This window comes from Halapricum desulfuricans, from assembly GCF_017094465.1.
Lineage (GTDB): Archaea > Halobacteriota > Halobacteria > Halobacteriales > Haloarculaceae > Halapricum.
In genome coordinates this window covers 1,981,942-1,998,092 of record NZ_CP064791.1, presented here as the reverse complement: position 1 = coordinate 1,998,092, position 16,151 = coordinate 1,981,942, and the positions used below count along the sequence as shown (strand labels likewise).

Here is a 16,151-nt window from a genome sequence, read left to right as displayed (position 1 = left end):
TAGTCAACCCGGATTAACCCGAGTTAGCAACGCTCCGTCAGTGGGTTTTACCTTCTCGGAGACGAACCGTCCCGTATGGACGATCAGCTTTCGGCGCTCGAAACGGCGTTCGAAGACGGCGGCTACGCGGTGCTCGAGGTCACACGAAACCGCAATCAGGTCCGGGCCGTTCTCGAGGAGGATCGGGCCGACGCGGAACAGGTGCGCGCGATCGCAGCTGACGCCTTCGCAGACGACGACCTTCTCGGTGTGAACGTGACTACTGAATCGATCGAAGGACAGGACGGGATGAACACCGTCGTTACCTGTCGCGTCCGCTAGGTGTCTGCAAGCGTTTTCGTCGAAGGCGATCTGCTCGACAAGCGACCGGTCTAGTCTCCGAGACCGAGATCCTTGAGGGAGTGGGTGTGGTGCCACGCGCCGACGACGGCGTCAGTCTCGAAGGTTAGCACCCCGTCGGTCAGCTGGATCCGGACGGTCTCGTCTTCGATCTCCGTGTCGTGGAGGTGCAGTTCGAGCGGCTCCTCGAACTCCGAAACCGCGATCATCAGTTCGCCGTTCCGTTCGAGCTTCTCGCGCAGATCGTCTGCTTCGATTCCCATTGCATCTGTACCGTGGAACGTGATACACTAAAATCTTTTTCTTCTCCAAAAATAGTATTTTGGATAGTACAAAAGACACCTTCAGAAATCGAACTCGAAGATCCCATATCCACATAGTATGTCAAGCATACTCGCGAGAGGGACGACATTCGTCTCGGGCGAGATCGGGGGCTGATCCGAGGTCCTGCCGGGCATGTGGGCGCGTTCTGAACAACTGGGAGCGCGAGAAAGGGCTATTTTATCGCTACTGGTATCTACTGTGGCGGCAGATCCGCTCAGAGACTGTCGGGCAGCGGACTGTCTCACAACCAACTATGGCTGTCCAGAAACACTCCGAGGCGCGCACGACCAAAGCGGTTCTCGAGATCCGTCCGAGCGAGCGGTGTCCACTCACGACGACCGGCGAGGACGTGATCGACGCGCAGATGCTACTCGCCAACGACGTCTGCCACTGCGAGTTCATGGTCGACACGACCGGTACAGACGGCGACATCTCAGTCGAACACTCCAGTCAAGATCACGACCACCCCTGTAGCTGTCACGTGTTTGCGGAATTCGACTGTGTGCCCACGATCGTCGGTGTCGAACCGGACGGCGTCGTGGTCAGTGCCTATCTCCCCGGTCACGACGTCATCTGGGAGCTCGTTTCCGCCCTCAAAGAGGTCTCCGAACGGGTCGTCCTCCGGAAGATCATCGAGGAGCAGGGCACCAGCGCCGAGCGAGCGCGCACGGTCGATCTGGAGTCGATGACAGACAAACAGCGACAGGCACTCGAACTCGCCGTCGAACACGGCTACTACGACCAGCCCAGCGAGATCTCGCTGTCGGAAATCGCCTCGGAACTGGACATCTCCAAACAGGCACTCTCCCAACGCCTCGCCACCGCCGAGCGACGGGTCTTCACCCAGCTGTTTCCGGAGTGAACTATCCCGAACATCGCCGCCGTTGGCGGCTCGTTGAGGGAGGGGGCTTAACGCCTGCTATCAGCTACTCTGGGCCTGTTCCCGCCACATCACTTCTTTACCGGTGGTGATACGATCCTGACAGCTTTCTCGAGTTGCTTTCGGTTATAGCTGTCCGTCTACCGACAGATCCGGCCTGAGCGCCGTCGACCGACTGACCGGATATAAATCCTTTCTCAGTCAAGAGCAATGTGGAAACGTCTTCCTCCGTTCTTTACTCCTATAATGGACTTCTCAGTAAAGAAATCGCGTGGCGAACATCGGGACGGCGCTTCCGAATACGATCAGGAACTCGGGAAACAGATGGGGGAAGACGCCCAGCGAGTCGCTGACGGCGAGATGAGTCAGGCCGAGTTCTACGAGAAGTATCACGAGCGGGTCCTCGAGGAGTTCGGCGAGGACAAACGCGATCCGGGACTGGAGGACGACGCCGATGAGTAGCGAGAACCCGACCGTTTCCCGGCGAACGTTCCTGACGGGAAGCACAGCAGCGGCGGTCGCTGCGACCGCCGGCTGTCTCGGCAGTTCGAACCAGTTGGCGAAGGCGTCCTCGGCCACAAATCGCGAGGTCGTCCACGGGAACTGCTGGATCTGCCGCGCCGAATGCGGCCAGGAGATCACCGTCGAGGACGGTCGTGCGATCAACCTCACGGGCGTCGACGGCCATCCGAAAGCCAGTGCCGGCCAGGACAGGGACGGGACGCTCTGCTCGAAGGGGATGGCACAGCTGGAGAAGACGTACAATCCCAACCGGATCACCCGGCCACACGTCCGTAAAGACGGGGAACTGACCGCGGTGTCCTGGGACGAGGCGGTCGAATACGCCGCCGAGAAACTCGCGGCCTTCCATCGGGAGCACGGTCCGGAGCGGCTGCTTCGCTACCAGGGGTATCCGATCGCGAAACACCCCTGGCACAATTTGCTTTTCAAGAACCTCTACGGGGCACCGCTGAAAGTCGGGCGCAAGACGACCTGTCACGGCCCGTTCTCGACGTCCTGGGAGTGGATGTCCGGCTACGGGCGGGAGTGGCCCGACTGGCAGAACTCCGAGTACATGATCGCCTGGGGCCGCAACGTGATGGAGTGCTTCCGCGGCCAGTACGAGCCCAAGGCCATCTTGGACGCAACGGAGAACAACGACGCGACGCTCGTATGCATCGACCCGCGGTACACGAAGACTGCCCAGAAGGCCGACAAGTGGATCCCGATCAAGCCCCGGACCGACGGCGCGCTGGCGCTTTCGATGGGCAACGTCATTATCGAGGAGGATCTCTACGACGAGGAGTTCGTCGAGAACCACACGCACGGCTTCGAGGCCTACCGGGAAGCTGTCGAAGACAAGACTCCCGAGTGGGCCGCCGCGATCACCGGCGTCGACGCCGACAATATCCGCGAGATCGCACGCGGGTTCGCCGATGCAGCGCCGAGTTCCGTGGTGCTGCCGTGGACCGGGCTGACTTTCCAGCAGAACGGCTTCAAGAACTGTCAGAATGTGCACGCGCTGAACGGACTCGTCGGGAACATCGATCGGGAGGGCGGCACGCGACAGTGGCAGTCGGCCTCGCTCGCGGATCCGCACGAGAAATACGACCTCGACGTCCCGTCGAACCACAAGGACAACCCTAATCCCGCCGAGTACGACGACTACCCGTTCCAGAAACACGGGATTCGCAACGTCTCACACAATCTCGTCCCGAGGGCAGTCAGAGACGGCCACATCAAGGGAATGGTCTCGAACTGGTCGTCGCCGCCCAAAAGCGGCAACACCCAGGAGTGGCTCGAGGCGATCGAGGAGATGGAACTGGTCATCATCGTCGACGCGTTCTGGGACAGCGACAGCAAACGCGCAGATGTCGTCTTCCCGGGTGCTTCCCAGCTCGAACAGCCGTTCCTCAAGGCCGGCGGCGACAGTTCCTACAGCACGAAGACGTGGGTGACCGGATCGAAGGCGGCGATCGATCCGATCGGCGGCTGCAAGCCGGACTACCAGATCTACAAGCTGCTGGCTGAAACGCTGGCGGAGAAAATGGATACGGACTGGGAGAAGTACTTCCGCTGGGAGAGCGGCGAGGCGTACTGGGACGACCAGCTCGACGCCATCGACATGTCCTTCGACGAGCTCGACACCCAGAGCTTCGCGATCGTCTCGGACCTGGAGTACGAACAGTGGAAGAGCGACGACGGGGAGAGTGACTTCGACACGGTCAACGGGAAGTTCAACTTCGACCTCGACGTGGTCGAGAAGTACGCCGAACTCGCCGAGGAGATGGGCGCGAGCACGGCACCGGAGTGGCACCCACCCGACGACGAACACTACGGCGAGACGACTGACGACGACTACCCGCTGTTGTACAACGACGTGTTCGTCGAACAGATCAACAGAGGCCACGATCAGGCGATCGGACGATCGGTCAAAGCGTACCAGGCACGGTACGATATGGAAGATCAGGGATACGGCGGGAACCTGCTCCACATCAACCCGGAGGACGCCGCGAAGCGCGGCATCCAGAGCGGCGACATGGTGCGGATCGAATCGATAGACGACGAGATCGAGCTGATGGCACACGTCTACGAGGGTATCCGTCCCGGCCGGGTGGCGTCCCTGTCCGGGTTCGGCGAAACGTCGTCCCATCCGGACGGTGCAGGTGCTAACACGATGATACTCAACCGCGAACGACACGTCGAACCGGTGACCGGAATGACCGTGCGCAACCATCCTGTCGAGGTCGAGAAGACCGGGGGTGAGAACTGATGAGCGAACAGTGGACGTTTTATTTCGAACCCGACAAATGCATCGGCTGTCACGCCTGTTCGGTCGCATGTGACGTCCAGAACGACCGCGTCGACGACGACAACTGGCGCGAACTCAGACACGAACCGACGGGGTCGTTCCCGGACTACGAGGAGACGGCGGTGTCCACGGCGTGTTTCCACTGCGGTGACGCCCCATGCGAGAAAGTCTGTCCGACCGGCGCGATCACCAAACGCGACTCCGACGGGATCGTGACCGTCGATCAGGACAAGTGCATCGGCTGTCACTACTGCGGGTGGGCCTGTCCGTACGGTGCGCCGACGTACGACCCCGACAACGACGGCAAGATGTCGAAGTGTCACCTCTGTCTGGGTGAAGGCGAAGGCGACGGCCACGGCAAGCCACCCCGCGAAAAGCCCGAAGAAGGCGGCAACACGCCCAACTGCGTCGACAACTGCGTGACCGACGCGCTTCACGCCGGGCCGGTCTCGGAGATGATGGAACTGGCCTCAGAGGCGGCCGTCAAACGGTTCGTGAACGGGAGCCGGCGGGCCCTCGTCGAGCCGGTCGAGCCGGACTCGGGAGGTGACTGACACACATGGCGACAGGTACCGAAGACCAGTCGTGGTTCGCTCGAAACCCGCGGTGGCGTAGTGCCGCTTCCGTAGTCTTCGCCATCGTCGGCACGGCGGCACTGTTGTTCCTCGTCAGTCGGATCCCGCCCGTTGTCAACAGCTGGGAGCCGCTCGTCGGCGGACACCTGACTCGGGAGTACTCCTACGATCAGTTCAACACGATCTGGCTGGCAGTCCGGGCGATGATGGGGCTGTACATCTCGTTCGTGTTGCTCATCATCGCGGGTCAGTTGCTCGGCCACTGGCGTCGCTACGTGATCGAGGCGGGTGAGAACATATGAGCACTGAGACGAGAACGCAGGCGACGCTCGAACGGTTCAACAGCGTGCAGGTGTACGTCCACGCCCTCCTGGCGATCAGTATCTTCGTGCTGTGGCTGACTGGTCTGCCACTGACGTTCTATGAACCGCTGGGCTGGCTCATCGAGGTGTTTGGGTACGCGAACGTCATCGATATTCACATCGCGGCAGGTGTCGTGTTGATCGCCACAATGCTGTACTACGGAGCGTACCTGGCGCTGGGCCTCGCGACCGGTGCCTCAACGTGGAAACACTTTATGTTCGGTATCGACGACATCTACGAGGTCATCGCACAACTCAAGTGGCTCGTGGGACTGGGACCCGAACCCGAATCCGGGAAGTACACGTTCCTCCAGAAGGCGGAAATCTGGATCATCGCCTTCGAAGTCGGCGTGATGATCGGTACCGGCCTCCTGCTGTGGTTGTTGGGTATGGCGCAGTCGACGTCGCCGAACCTCCCGATGTTGATTACGCGCGATGTCCACGCGATTGTCGCCGTGACGATGCTGATGGGCGTCACGTTCCACCTCTTTATGACTCACGTCAAGGAGTTCCCGATGGACGGATCGATGTTCCACGGCCGGGTCGACGTCGGGCGTGCCTGCAACGAGTGGCAGCAGTGGGCCAAAGACAGCATCGGCACCACGACCCTCCCTTGTGAGGAGAGCACCCACTCGACGATTCTGACTTCCGGTATGGTTTTGACGATGCTGTTGTTCTTCATCATCTGGACCGGCATTATCCTACAGTACGTCTTCTCGCCGCTGCCGACCGGACCGAGTCTGACCCAGAGTATCGCGCCGAACACGCTCCCGGGCGGCACGCTCGGGCTTGTGTACCTCGTCGGTCTGAACCTCGCCGCGCTGGTCTGTATCATCAGCGTCGTCGCGATCGGGTACGGGCTGTACGTACGATTCGCCCAGCGATCGGTGAGTGTATAACACCTCCACGGGGTATCCATGACCCACAATACGATCGAAACGACGGAGCTCGCACGGTTTTACTCGCTGCTCTCGGAGTGCCTGAAACACCCGGACGAGGCGTTCTACGAGGACGTCGCGGCGGGCCGTTTCGATGCCGAACGCGAGCAGCTGACCTCGGCGCTTGGCCTCGACACGGAGGTGGCACCCTCGGTCGACGACCTGCCGGACAGCCGGGCGGCGCTGGACAACCAGTATATCTCGCTGTTCGAAGCCTTCGAGACGCCCTACGCGCCACCGATCGAATCGCCATACAAGGAGTGGCACGAGGGTGCCGGTAGTGACGGACTGCTCGGGGGGCCGCCCGCCGACAACATGCGCCGGAAGTACGCAGCACTCGACGTTTCGCCACCGGCCGCCTACCAGCCCGACCACCTGGCGCTGCTGCTGGAGTACACCTCGTTGCTGGTCGAGAGTGGTGATCGAGACGCCTACGCGACGTTCGTCGACGAACACCTGGACTGGCTACCGGCGTTGGGCCGCCGCGTCGACGGCGCTGGCGCCGACGCGCCGTTCTACCGCCGCACTGTTGCGCTAGTCTGTGATACCATCGCCGCCGAGCGGGACCGCCTCGGCGTGTCCGAACCTGACTCGGCGACCGTCGAGGCGATGCTCGACCGCGTCGAGCAGGGCACGGCGGGCATCGACGAGGAAAAAGAGTTCAGAGAGTGACGGCGACCGACGCGCGTCAACCGCGCCATCGTCCGGCTTTGTTTTCCGCGCTGTGACTGTCAGCCGGGGCTTGTAGGCTGGCACTCGTCTTCGTCACGATCAGTCTCGGCTTCGTCGCGAGCTCGCTTCGCGTCCCACGCGACGATTGTTCGCGTGAGCCGCGAGAGGGCCGCGAAGACCCCTTCCGCACGGTCTTGACCGGCGACGGCTTCGTCGAAGGCGTCGAGCCAGCCCATCGCCGTGAGTGTCTCCCGTTCGACCTCGCGGAGAGCGCTCCGCTCGGCGTCGTCGGCGTCCGCTCGCGCCGCCGCAAGTGTAGAGAGAAACGACAGTTGCGCGGCGACGTGATCCGGGATGCCGTCGCCCCGCTCGGGCGTGAAGCCGAGCCGCTCGTAGCGACGGGCCATCCGCGCGGCGGGGTCGCCGTACAGCTCCCCCGCGCTCCCGGCCTCGTGGAACGCCGAATCCGACTCGAATTCGTGGCTTGGCTCGTCGGCGTGTGCCGAGGCAAAGGGCGGCACGTAGTGGGGTCCGGGCACGACGAAGAGGTTGTCGTAGCCAATCGATAGCGCCTCCGGGTCGGCGTCTTCGACGACTAGCGCCTCGATGTCGATCTCGACTGGCAGCGCCGACGCCAGTTCGCGAAAGGAGCCATCGCCCATCGCCGCAGCCAGCGTCTCGACGTCGCCGTCGAACGCCGACGCGAGCAACTCGTAGACCGCGGCTCGGGCCTGTGTGAAGGCGGCGTCCGGCCCGGCACCGTCCGATGCAGTCGCGACCATCTCAGTCCCTCCGGCTGACTTCGACGAAGGCGTCGTACTGGGCGTTGCTCCCGCCGACGGGGTCGCTCATTCCGATGTCGCCGAGTTCGTTGTCCAGCGGCTGGAGGTGGTTGATCGCGAAGCCGGCGTCACGCGGCCCCGCGATCCCGGCGTCGTCGGTCATCGGCTCGTCGAACTCGTAGGGCGTGTGGCCGTCGTCGCCTGCGGGTTCTCGGGTCTCGCCGTCTACGTTCGTCTCGGTCGCGCCGTTCGCGTCGCGACCCCAGCCCCACATCGCGCCGACGACGCCGGGCCGGATCCCTTCGGTGACCATCGCGGTCCCCTCGACGGTTCGGCGGCCGGCGTCGATCTCGATCGCGTCGCCGTTCTCGATGCCGCGCTCGTCGGCGTCGTCGGGGTTGATCCACAGCGGGTTCTCCGGGCGGGTCTCTCTGAGCCACGGGGAGTTCGTCGTCCGATGCATCCCTTGCGTTCGGGGCTTCCAGTTGATGAGATGCAGCGGGCGGTCTGGCTCGCCGTCGCTGACGATCGGGACCTCGACGCTGCCGTCGAAGTGCGTGACGTCCTCGACGCCGGGTAGCCCGTCGAATCGTTCCCCGGAGTAGGCGTCCTTGCCTTTGGGCGGGACTTCGCTGTAGAAGTTGACCCGACTGGCGAGTTTATACCGCATCTTGCCGTCGACGTAGCCGTTCGAGGGTTCGTAGCGGTCGACGTAGTCGTAGTCGTGGCCGTGCTCGGCGAAGGCCGCCTCGTAGTTGACGACCGGCTCCTCGAAGCGACCCCCGCGGTTGAGGACGGTGACGGCCTTTCGCCACTCCTCGTCGGTGACCGCTCGCTGCCACTGCTCAAGCTCGAACCGGTCGCCCAGCCCCTTCTCGTGGGCCGCCCGGAACACCTCCAGTTCATCGTCGTCGGCGTCGGGAACCGGGCCCTCGCCGAGGTCAGCGAGCGTCGCGTCGCCCGGCAGGGAGACGCCCTCGACGTCCGCGTCGGCCGCGGGGTGGTCCTTGCTCGCGTACGCGAGGTTCGCTGCGAGTTTCACGTAGAAGTCCTCGGCCCTGTCCAGTCGGGCGGTCTCGCCGTCGGTGTTGCCGTCGGCGTCCGGGATCGCGTTCGCGCCGACGCCGGGGAAGTCCATCTCCTTCCAGATGTCGATCAGCACGTCCTCGGCCGGTCGGGCGTCGGGCACGACGTCGATCGTCGGGTGGCTAAGCTTCTCGTCGGCCAGGCGCTTGTTGGGGTAGGTGCCGAAGTTCTCCCAGCGGCCGAGATAGGTCGGCTCGGGCAGGATGTAGTCGGCGTACTTGCTGGTCTCGCCGATCACCGTGTCGAACGCGACCAGCAGCGAGATCGCATCGGTGTCGGTCATCGCCTCCGGGATCTTGTCTCCTCCAGAGGCCGCCATCACGTGGTTCTCCGAGTACGGCCGGATAAAGAGTGCCTCGATGTCGTATGGATAGCCTTTCCGGCGCTCGCCGTCGGCCTCGTACTCGTGGGCGGCGCTGGCGTACAGCTCCTGGACCTGGTGTGGTGGCGCGACCGGGAACCACGGCCGCTCGGCCGGGTAGCCGTCGTCGCGGTCGAACAGCGAGGTGTCCTCGTAGTTGGTCCCGGCCCGCAGGATCGGCAGTCCCCAGGGGGATTTGCCCTCGGGGACGTTGCCCAGCTGGTAGCGACCCCCCATGGTGTCGTAGCCGGCGTACGGCGTGATCTGGCCGCCCTGCCAGTCGTAATTGCCGATCAGGTGCTGCAGGGTGGCGATCGCGCGGGTGTTCTGGAACCCATTGCTGTGTTTGGCCGGGCCGCGGTAGGACAGGATCGCCGCGCGCTTGCCGTGGCTGGTGAACTCGTCGGCCAGTTCGGCGATCGTGTCTTCGCTGACGCCCGCCATCTCGGCGTACTCTGCGAGGGTGTGCTCGAAGACGCGCTCGCGGTACAGCGACCAGGCGCTGCGGTAGCGGTCGCCGTCGATCCTGATATCGACGTCGAGTGCGCCCCGCTCGACCTCGCTTGCGGGTCGGACCTCGGCGGTCTCTCCGTCGACGACCACGTACCCGTCTCCGTCCAGTCCGAGATCGCCCGCCCGGGCCTTGGGCTGGGTGTCCTCATCGACAGCCACGAGATGCGTCGCGTCGCTCCAGGTCGGTTCGTCGTCGGCACTCGCGGCCTCGCTGTCGGGATTGCGCAGGTACTGGAGGTCGTGGCGGTTGTGTTCGATGATCCAGCGGGCCATCCCCAGCGCCAGCGCGGCGTCCGAGCCGGGGTCGACGGGCACCCACTGCTCTGCCTTCTCGGCGGTCTTTGACATCCGCGGGTCGATCACGTCCATCCGCATGCCGTCCTGGATCGCGTTGGTGAGTTTGGGCGCGAGCCAGGTCGGCCCCTTGTTGGCGACCATCGGGTTGGTCCCCCAGACGATGAGGTACTCCGTGTTCTCGATGTCGGGGTACTGGCGCTTTTTGCCAGCTCCGTAGGATCGGACGTTCCCCAGAACGCTGGAGAACCCACAGGTCCCGGCGTGGTGGTGGCTGTTGACCGAGCCCAGCCCCTGCTTCCAGAGCCGCGTCCGGATGAAGTTTCGGCGGAACCCACCCACGTCGACGATCTGGTTGGCCTTCGGCCCGAGGTCGGGATGGTCCGTGTCGATCAGGGTCTCCTCGTACTTTTCGTCGAAGGTCGCCTCGTCCATCTCGCCGTTCCGGACGGCTTCCCAGTCGTCCATGACCTCCTCCCGGGGTGCGTAGCCGTACATCTCCTCGAGCCCGTCGTGGCTGACGTGTTCGCCGTCGACGCCCCCAACGATCTCCTCGATGGCCTGTTCCCAGGTGATCGTCTGCCACTCCTCGGAGCCACGTTCGCCGACGCGTTTCATCGGCTTGCGCACGCGATAGGCGTCGAAGGCGGTCTGGATGCCGGCCTGGCCTTTCAGACACATCCGGCCGCCCGAGAGCGACCAGCGGTCGGTGTCCACGTCGCCCGTTCCCTCGAGGTCGCCCGTTGCGACGTCTTCAGGGTCGCTGCTGTAGGGGACCTGCGAGAACGGCTGCGTGTTGAGAAACGAGTAGGGGTTGCCCGCCAGTTTCCGGATCAGTGAGGTGTATCCCCCGTTCCCGCTATCGTCGGCCAGCCGGACCTTGATCGGGCAGAACGTGTTGCACTGCCCGCAGGTCGTATGCAGCACGTCGCTGGCCTCGTAGTCGCCGTAGTCGGTGCCGACGTAGTGCTGGGGGTCGTCCTCCCACAGCGAGGAGAGGTCGAGCCCGCTCATCGTGGCGCTCGTCGACAGCGAGACCGCGCCCATGCCGCCGACGGCGGCGACGAACTCGCGTCTGGAGACCGATCCGTCGTCTGTCGTGTCCGATGCGTCGTCCGTGTGGTCGTCAGTACTCATTGATCATCACCGAGGGGTTCGAGGGGAAGCAGTTCGACGCCGAGCGTGTACAGCGCGAGCCCGACGGCGACGATGCCTGCGCTGGTCGTCCACTCGACGAGGCTCGGGAAGTACTCGCCGGCCGGCAGCCCCTCCATCACGGGGACGATCAGCGGCGGGACGACGATGTTGAACCGGACGCCGACGATGCCGATGACGACGCTGAGAGCCGCCAGCACCATCAGCGATGGCGTCCGACGCCAGGACCGCTTCGAGAGCAGGGTCAGCGGGACGACCCAGCCAAGCCCGGCCATCACGAGCCAGAACGACCAGGCCATCTCACCGGTCAGTATCAATAGCCAGGTCTCGACGTCGTGGGGGTGGAGGCTGTTGAGCGCGATCAGCATGTCGATCAGGAAGAAGGCCAGATCGACGAGGACGAACGCGGCCGTCAGCTTCGCGAGCCGGTCCAGCAGCGACCGGTCCAGGCTCCCGCCGAGGACCTTGCTCCGGAGCACGTACAGTCCCATCACAAGCGCCGCCCCGCTGACGATCGCGGAGACGACGAAGATGATCGGGAACAGGCCGCTGTTCCAGTAGGGGCGGGCCTTCGCGACCGCGAACAGCACGCCCGTCCCGCCGTGGACCAGGAAGATCGCCAGCGGGATCCCGAGGATCCCGACGCGTTTGAGCCACGTCTCGTCGCGCTCGCGTGCGTGCTCGCCGGTGTCAGTCCGTCCGAGGGTCAGGACGCGATAGAGCGTCCCGCGCCAGCCCTCGACTCGGGCCGCCAGGCGAGCCAGGTCGATCCGCATCGCGAAGTACAGTTCGGTCACCAGCACCGCGATGTAGGCCACGTAGGCGTGGACCTCCCACGCCAGCGGCGACGTTATCTGGCGCCAGATGAACGGGTAGTACATCCGGTCCATCCGCCCGAGGTCGATCCAGACGAACAGTAGCGCGACAACCATACTGATCGCCGCCGCGAACAGCGCGTCGCGGTCGACCTTTTCCATGCCCTCCATCCCGAAGACGTTCGAGAGCGTGCTCACCAGAAACGCCCCGGCCGAGAGACCGACGAAGTAGATGTAGAAGGCGACCCACGCGCCCCAGGGAGTCGTGCTAGTGAGGTTCGTGCTCGCCATCCCCTGGGTGATCCGGAGATAGACAGCGTACGCGCCGACCAACAGCAAGATTGCCAGCAGTCCGTACCAGCCGTATCGTACGCGGTCGCTCGTGAAGCCGAAGTCGGTGTCGAACTCCAGGCGACCGCTGTCTGTCTCTGCTGCCATGGTTACTTGAGGTAGTAGACGTTGGGGTCGGTGCCGCCCTCCTCTTTGAGCTGGAAGGCCCGGTCGGAGTCGGCCATCTGTGCGACGTCGCTGTCAGGATCGTCGAGGTCGCCGGCGTTGCGCGCGTCGCCGACGCAGGTCTCGACGCAGGCCGGTTCCTCGCCGCGGTTCAGCCGGTGGTGACAGAAATGACACTTCCGGACGTTGCCGACGGGCTCGACGCGCCCCTCCTCGTCGCGGTCGACGCCGTACTCGGGACTGGTGATCTCGTCGGCCTCCATCACTTCGTCGTCGTACGATTCCCCGAAGTCGAAGTATCGGGCACCGTAGGGACAGGCGATCATGCAGTACCGACAACCGATACAGCGCTCGTAGTCGATGTTGACCACGCCGTTGTCCATCTTGTAGGTCGCACTGACCGGACACACCTGCACACACGGGGGATTGGTACACTGCATACACGGCCGGGGGGTGTTCGTCCGCGAGACGTTGGGGAACTCCCCGTGTTCTTCTTCCATCACGACGTTGTAACTGACTCCCGGCGGTGTGCGGTTCTCGGCCTTGCAGGCGACCGTACAGGAGTCACAGCCGACGCACTTCTGGAGGTCGATCACCATCCCGTAGGTCGGATCGTCCCCGTCGGCGTCGGTGTCGGCCTGCGACGCCTCGGCGGCCGGCTCCTCGTCGAGTTCCGCCGCGACCGAATCCATCGAGCCGACCGAACACGAGAGACTTTCGGCGGCCGCCTCGTCGATCGTCTGGTCGTCGCTGTCGACTGCAGGGTTTGGAGTGGCTTCGTAGGCCTCGCCGAACTCCGCGCGGGCGGCCTCGTCGTATTTCGCCCAGAACTCCTCGCTTTCCAGGTCGCCGCGCCCGACGCGTTTGGCGTCCTCGGCCATCGCCAGCCCGAGGTCGGTACTGTGGTCGGTTTCGGCGAGGACCGACTCGGGATCCTCGCGCTCGTTTTCGACCATCTGATCGATGTCCGCTACGTCCGGCACGCCCGGTGCGTTGGACTGGCTCATCGGGAGACACCCGACCAGCCCGGTCGATGCTGTGACATACACGTAGAGATAGCACAGCCAGGGGGGAGAGCGTACTACCAATAACGCTTGGATCGGGGGTGGCCTTTATTACAGATGGGCCAATACAGCTCGGTCCCACGAGTTGACAACGAGTGAGCGACATTTATCGGCGCGGCCCGGAACGATAGCGTATGGACTGGCACCCAACAAAACATAGACGGGGTGGTCAGCCGTGACCGACTGGCTCCCGCTGGGGATCGCGCTGCTCTCGGTCTCGCTTCGCGTCGTGGGCGTCGGCTACTCCGCGCTGTTGCTCTATCGGGTCCGGGACCTCCGGTTTGGCTTCCTCACGCTGATGTTGACACTGATGGCGGTCCGACAGGCACTGACGCTGAGTGTCGCCGATCCCGGGATCGAGGAACTCCCTGGGCTGATTGTCAGCGGACTCGCCGTACTGACGGTCTACTATCTCTCCCAGTACGTCCGACAGGAACAGCAAACGAAAGAACGTCTCACGGCCAAAAACGACCAACTCCGCGGGTTCAGGAAGGCGATCCGCCACGCCGGTCACGGCATCTTCATCACTGACACCGACGGGACGATCGAGTACGCCAACCCTGAGATCGAGGGGTTGACCGGGTACAATCGCGAGGAAGTGATCGGCGAAAATCCCCGGATGTGGAAGTCCGGTGAGCACGACGAGGCGTTCTATGCATCGATGTGGGAAACGGTCCGGAACGGCGACGTCTGGGAAGGCGAGATCGTCAACGAACGCAAGGACGGCGAACAGTGCTGGGTCGATATGACGATCGCGCCGATCATCGACGAGCGCGGTGAGATCGAGCGGTACGTCGCAGTCGACACCGACGTGACCGAGCGCAAGGAGCGCGAACGGCGCATCCAGCGCCAGAACGACCAGCTCCAGCGGCTCAACACGACCAACCGGATTCTCCGTGATGTCAATCAGACGCTCGTCCAGGCCGAAAGCCGCGGCGAGATCGAGCGTGCGGTCTGTGCGGAGTTCGCCGGAACGGATCCCTACAGCTTCGCCTGGATCGGCACGCGGAACATGGTCAACGAATCGCTCCGTGCGAGCACACACGCGGGGATCGACGACGACGCGATCGAGGCCCTGGTTGACGCACACAACGACAGCGACGACGAAGACATCCTGCAGCGCTCGATCCGGACCGAGTCACCGCAGATCGTCCACGACATCGGTGACGATCCTGAAGACGCCTGGCAGACGGCTCTCGCCGAGCGAGGCTACCGTTCGGCCGCAGCGATTCCGCTGGTCTACGACGGGATGGTCTACGGCGCGCTGGAAGTCGTCTCGACCGAACCGCGAGCGTTCGAGGCGATCGACGACGACGTGTTGGTCGAACTCGGCCACACGGTCGCGTACGCGATCAACGCCACCGAGAGCAAGCAGGCGCTGATGGCCGACAGCGTCGTCGAACTGGAGTTCCAGCTTGCGGAGGGCTGTGGCGTGTGTGCACTCGCCAGGGAACTGGACGCCGACGCGACGCTTGAACGCCTCTCTCGATCCCCGGACGGCCGACTCGTCGCGTACGCCACGCTGACGGGCTGTGACAGGACGGCCGTCGAATCGACGGTCGAGGATGTCCCGGCCATCGCGGACGCGGCTTTTGTCTGCGATCACGACGACGGCGGACTCTTCCGGCTTGATCTGGCCGACACCTGCGTCGAATCGACGCTTGTCGATCACGGCGGCGTCGTGACCGGGCAGACGGTCGAGGACGGTCAGGGGCGACTCACCGTCGAGTTCCCACAGCGGACCGACGTCCGCTCGCTCGTCGAGTCCGTGACGGCCGATCACGAGGGGATCGATCTGCTGGCACGCCGCGAACACGAGCGCCCGGCCAGGACCGAACAGGAGGTCCGCTCGCAACTACAAGCGGAGTTGACCGACCGCCAGCTCGAAGCGCTCAGGACGGCCTACGTCGGCGGCTTTTTCGAGTGGCCACGGGAGAACACCGGCGAGGAGATCGCGGAGCTGATGGGCGTCTCACAGACGACGTTCCTCCAGCACCTCCGGACCGCACAGCGCAAGACGCTGTCGCTGTTGCTTGATGACGAACAGGCGAGACGGGCGGCAGACCCGATCTAGCTGATAAATTCGTTGTTGCGCCAGTCGACGCCGCTACCGTCCTGATCCTCCGCGGGGTCTTCGGTGACCGTGATCGTCGCGGGTCGCTGCTCGCCATCGACGATCCGGACGGCTTCCAGCTCGTCGTCTTCGTTGACGACGATGGCTGTCAGCGTCCCCTTTTCGGCGATCTTCGCGACATCCCGAAGCACGGTGAACATCGGGTACTGGACGGCCGTGTTCTGTAGGACGGTCTCGCGGTCTCCCTTGAAACAGGCGTACTCGACCAGTTCGGATTCGATCTCCTCCTCTTCCTCTTCGAACGTGCCCCACTGTGGACCGCCCCCGCTTCGGGAGGGGCCTGGGCCGTCCATCTCCTCCGGATCCTCCTCGTAGACCCGGTTTTCGGTGACACTCGCCTTCAGCTGGGCTGTCGGCGTGTACTTGCTCATGCTGCTGTCGGTGGCAACAGCACTCAGGATGAGCGTGTTGTTCCGTCTGGTGATCTCTACGTCCTCGATCTCCTCGGGGAGATCCGGATCCTCGAAGAACGAGTAGACGTCTTCGAGCGGCAGTTCGAGCGTCGAGTGGAGTCGGTATACGCGACTGGTCATAGTTATTGGGGGGAGTGGCGGGTACGATCGGCCGCCTACGCTGGTTGTCACCTGCA

The 16,151-nt window shown here is 63.8% G+C and carries 15 protein-coding genes; 9 read left to right on the top strand and 6 right to left on the bottom strand.

All coding sequences use genetic code 11. The features are described 5' to 3' along the window. Positions 1-75 precede the first annotated feature (75 nt). The gene (locus tag HSEST_RS10210) at positions 76-321 is read left to right on the top strand and encodes a hypothetical protein (RefSeq protein ID WP_229114200.1); all 246 of its coding nucleotides are present in this window, start codon (positions 76-78) and stop codon (positions 319-321) included. Between the two features lie 50 nt (positions 322-371). Here HSEST_RS10210 and HSEST_RS10205 read toward each other — a convergent pair whose 3' ends face one another. Further along, on the bottom strand, positions 372-596 hold the full coding sequence (locus tag HSEST_RS10205; RefSeq protein ID WP_418886547.1) for a hypothetical protein: 225 nt from the start codon (positions 594-596) through the stop codon (positions 372-374). Between the two features lie 320 nt (positions 597-916). Here HSEST_RS10205 and HSEST_RS10200 point away from each other — a divergent pair, with 320 nt between their 5' ends. The 7 genes from HSEST_RS10200 (at position 917) to HSEST_RS10165 (ending at position 6,902) form a co-directional block, all read left to right on the top strand. After that, the gene (locus HSEST_RS10200) at positions 917-1,525 is read left to right on the top strand and encodes a helix-turn-helix domain-containing protein (protein WP_229120830.1); all 609 of its coding nucleotides are present in this window, start codon (positions 917-919) and stop codon (positions 1,523-1,525) included. Positions 1,526-1,789: 264 nt separating this feature from the next. After that, positions 1,790-2,005 carry a 4Fe-4S ferredoxin N-terminal domain-containing protein gene (locus HSEST_RS10195; RefSeq protein WP_229120829.1) on the top strand — a complete coding sequence of 72 codons (216 nt, stop codon included), beginning with the start codon at positions 1,790-1,792 and terminating at the stop codon, positions 2,003-2,005. Further along, entirely contained in the window at positions 1,998-4,316 is a 2,319-nt protein-coding gene (locus HSEST_RS10190; RefSeq protein ID WP_229120828.1) for a molybdopterin-containing oxidoreductase family protein, read from the top strand. Before HSEST_RS10195 ends, HSEST_RS10190 begins: the two co-directional genes overlap by 8 nt. Beyond that, positions 4,316-4,909, top strand: coding sequence for a 4Fe-4S dicluster domain-containing protein (locus HSEST_RS10180; RefSeq protein WP_267491858.1), 594 nt, complete (start codon positions 4,316-4,318; stop codon positions 4,907-4,909). The genes HSEST_RS10190 and HSEST_RS10180 overlap by 1 nt, the downstream gene beginning before the upstream one ends. 5 nt (positions 4,910-4,914) lie before the next feature. Continuing rightward, the gene (locus HSEST_RS10175) at positions 4,915-5,232 is read left to right on the top strand and encodes a hypothetical protein (protein ID WP_229120827.1); all 318 of its coding nucleotides are present in this window, start codon (positions 4,915-4,917) and stop codon (positions 5,230-5,232) included. Next, positions 5,229-6,191, top strand: a complete 963-nt coding sequence (locus HSEST_RS10170) for a cytochrome b/b6 domain-containing protein (RefSeq protein ID WP_229120826.1) — start codon at positions 5,229-5,231, stop codon at positions 6,189-6,191. The genes HSEST_RS10175 and HSEST_RS10170 overlap by 4 nt, the downstream gene beginning before the upstream one ends. 18 nt (positions 6,192-6,209) lie before the next feature. Next, complete coding sequence (locus HSEST_RS10165) at positions 6,210-6,902, top strand: TorD/DmsD family molecular chaperone (protein ID WP_229120825.1); 693 nt, start codon at positions 6,210-6,212, stop codon at positions 6,900-6,902. A gap of 59 nt (positions 6,903-6,961) precedes the next feature. Here the strand turns inward: HSEST_RS10165 and HSEST_RS10160 are convergent, their stop codons facing one another. Genes HSEST_RS10160 through HSEST_RS10145 form a run of 4 tightly spaced genes read right to left on the bottom strand, consistent with a single transcriptional unit; the run spans position 6,962 to position 13,371 of the window. Beyond that, positions 6,962-7,684: a TorD/DmsD family molecular chaperone gene (locus HSEST_RS10160; RefSeq protein WP_229120824.1), complete on the bottom strand. Its 723-nt coding sequence runs from the start codon at positions 7,682-7,684 to the stop codon at positions 6,962-6,964. A 1-nt stretch (position 7,685) separates the two neighbouring features. Further along, positions 7,686-11,075 (bottom strand): molybdopterin-dependent oxidoreductase, encoded by a 3,390-nt coding sequence (locus HSEST_RS10155; RefSeq protein ID WP_229120823.1) that lies wholly within the window; start codon positions 11,073-11,075, stop codon positions 7,686-7,688. Then, on the bottom strand, positions 11,072-12,346 hold the full coding sequence (nrfD, locus tag HSEST_RS10150; RefSeq protein WP_229120822.1) for an NrfD/PsrC family molybdoenzyme membrane anchor subunit: 1,275 nt from the start codon (positions 12,344-12,346) through the stop codon (positions 11,072-11,074). The genes HSEST_RS10155 and nrfD overlap by 4 nt, the downstream gene beginning before the upstream one ends. A 2-nt stretch (positions 12,347-12,348) precedes the next feature. Then, on the bottom strand, positions 12,349-13,371 hold the full coding sequence (locus tag HSEST_RS10145; protein WP_229120821.1) for a 4Fe-4S dicluster domain-containing protein: 1,023 nt from the start codon (positions 13,369-13,371) through the stop codon (positions 12,349-12,351). A 232-nt stretch (positions 13,372-13,603) separates the two neighbouring features. Between HSEST_RS10145 and HSEST_RS10140 the strand changes: the two genes are divergently transcribed. Then, a complete protein-coding gene (locus HSEST_RS10140; protein WP_229120820.1) occupies positions 13,604-15,502 on the top strand; it encodes a bacterio-opsin activator domain-containing protein in 1,899 nt (632 codons plus the stop codon). Here HSEST_RS10140 and HSEST_RS10135 read toward each other — a convergent pair. Next, positions 15,499-16,095, bottom strand: coding sequence for a DUF7110 family protein (locus HSEST_RS10135; protein ID WP_229120819.1), 597 nt, complete (start codon positions 16,093-16,095; stop codon positions 15,499-15,501). The genes HSEST_RS10140 and HSEST_RS10135 overlap by 4 nt on opposite strands. Positions 16,096-16,151: the final 56 nt, after the last annotated feature.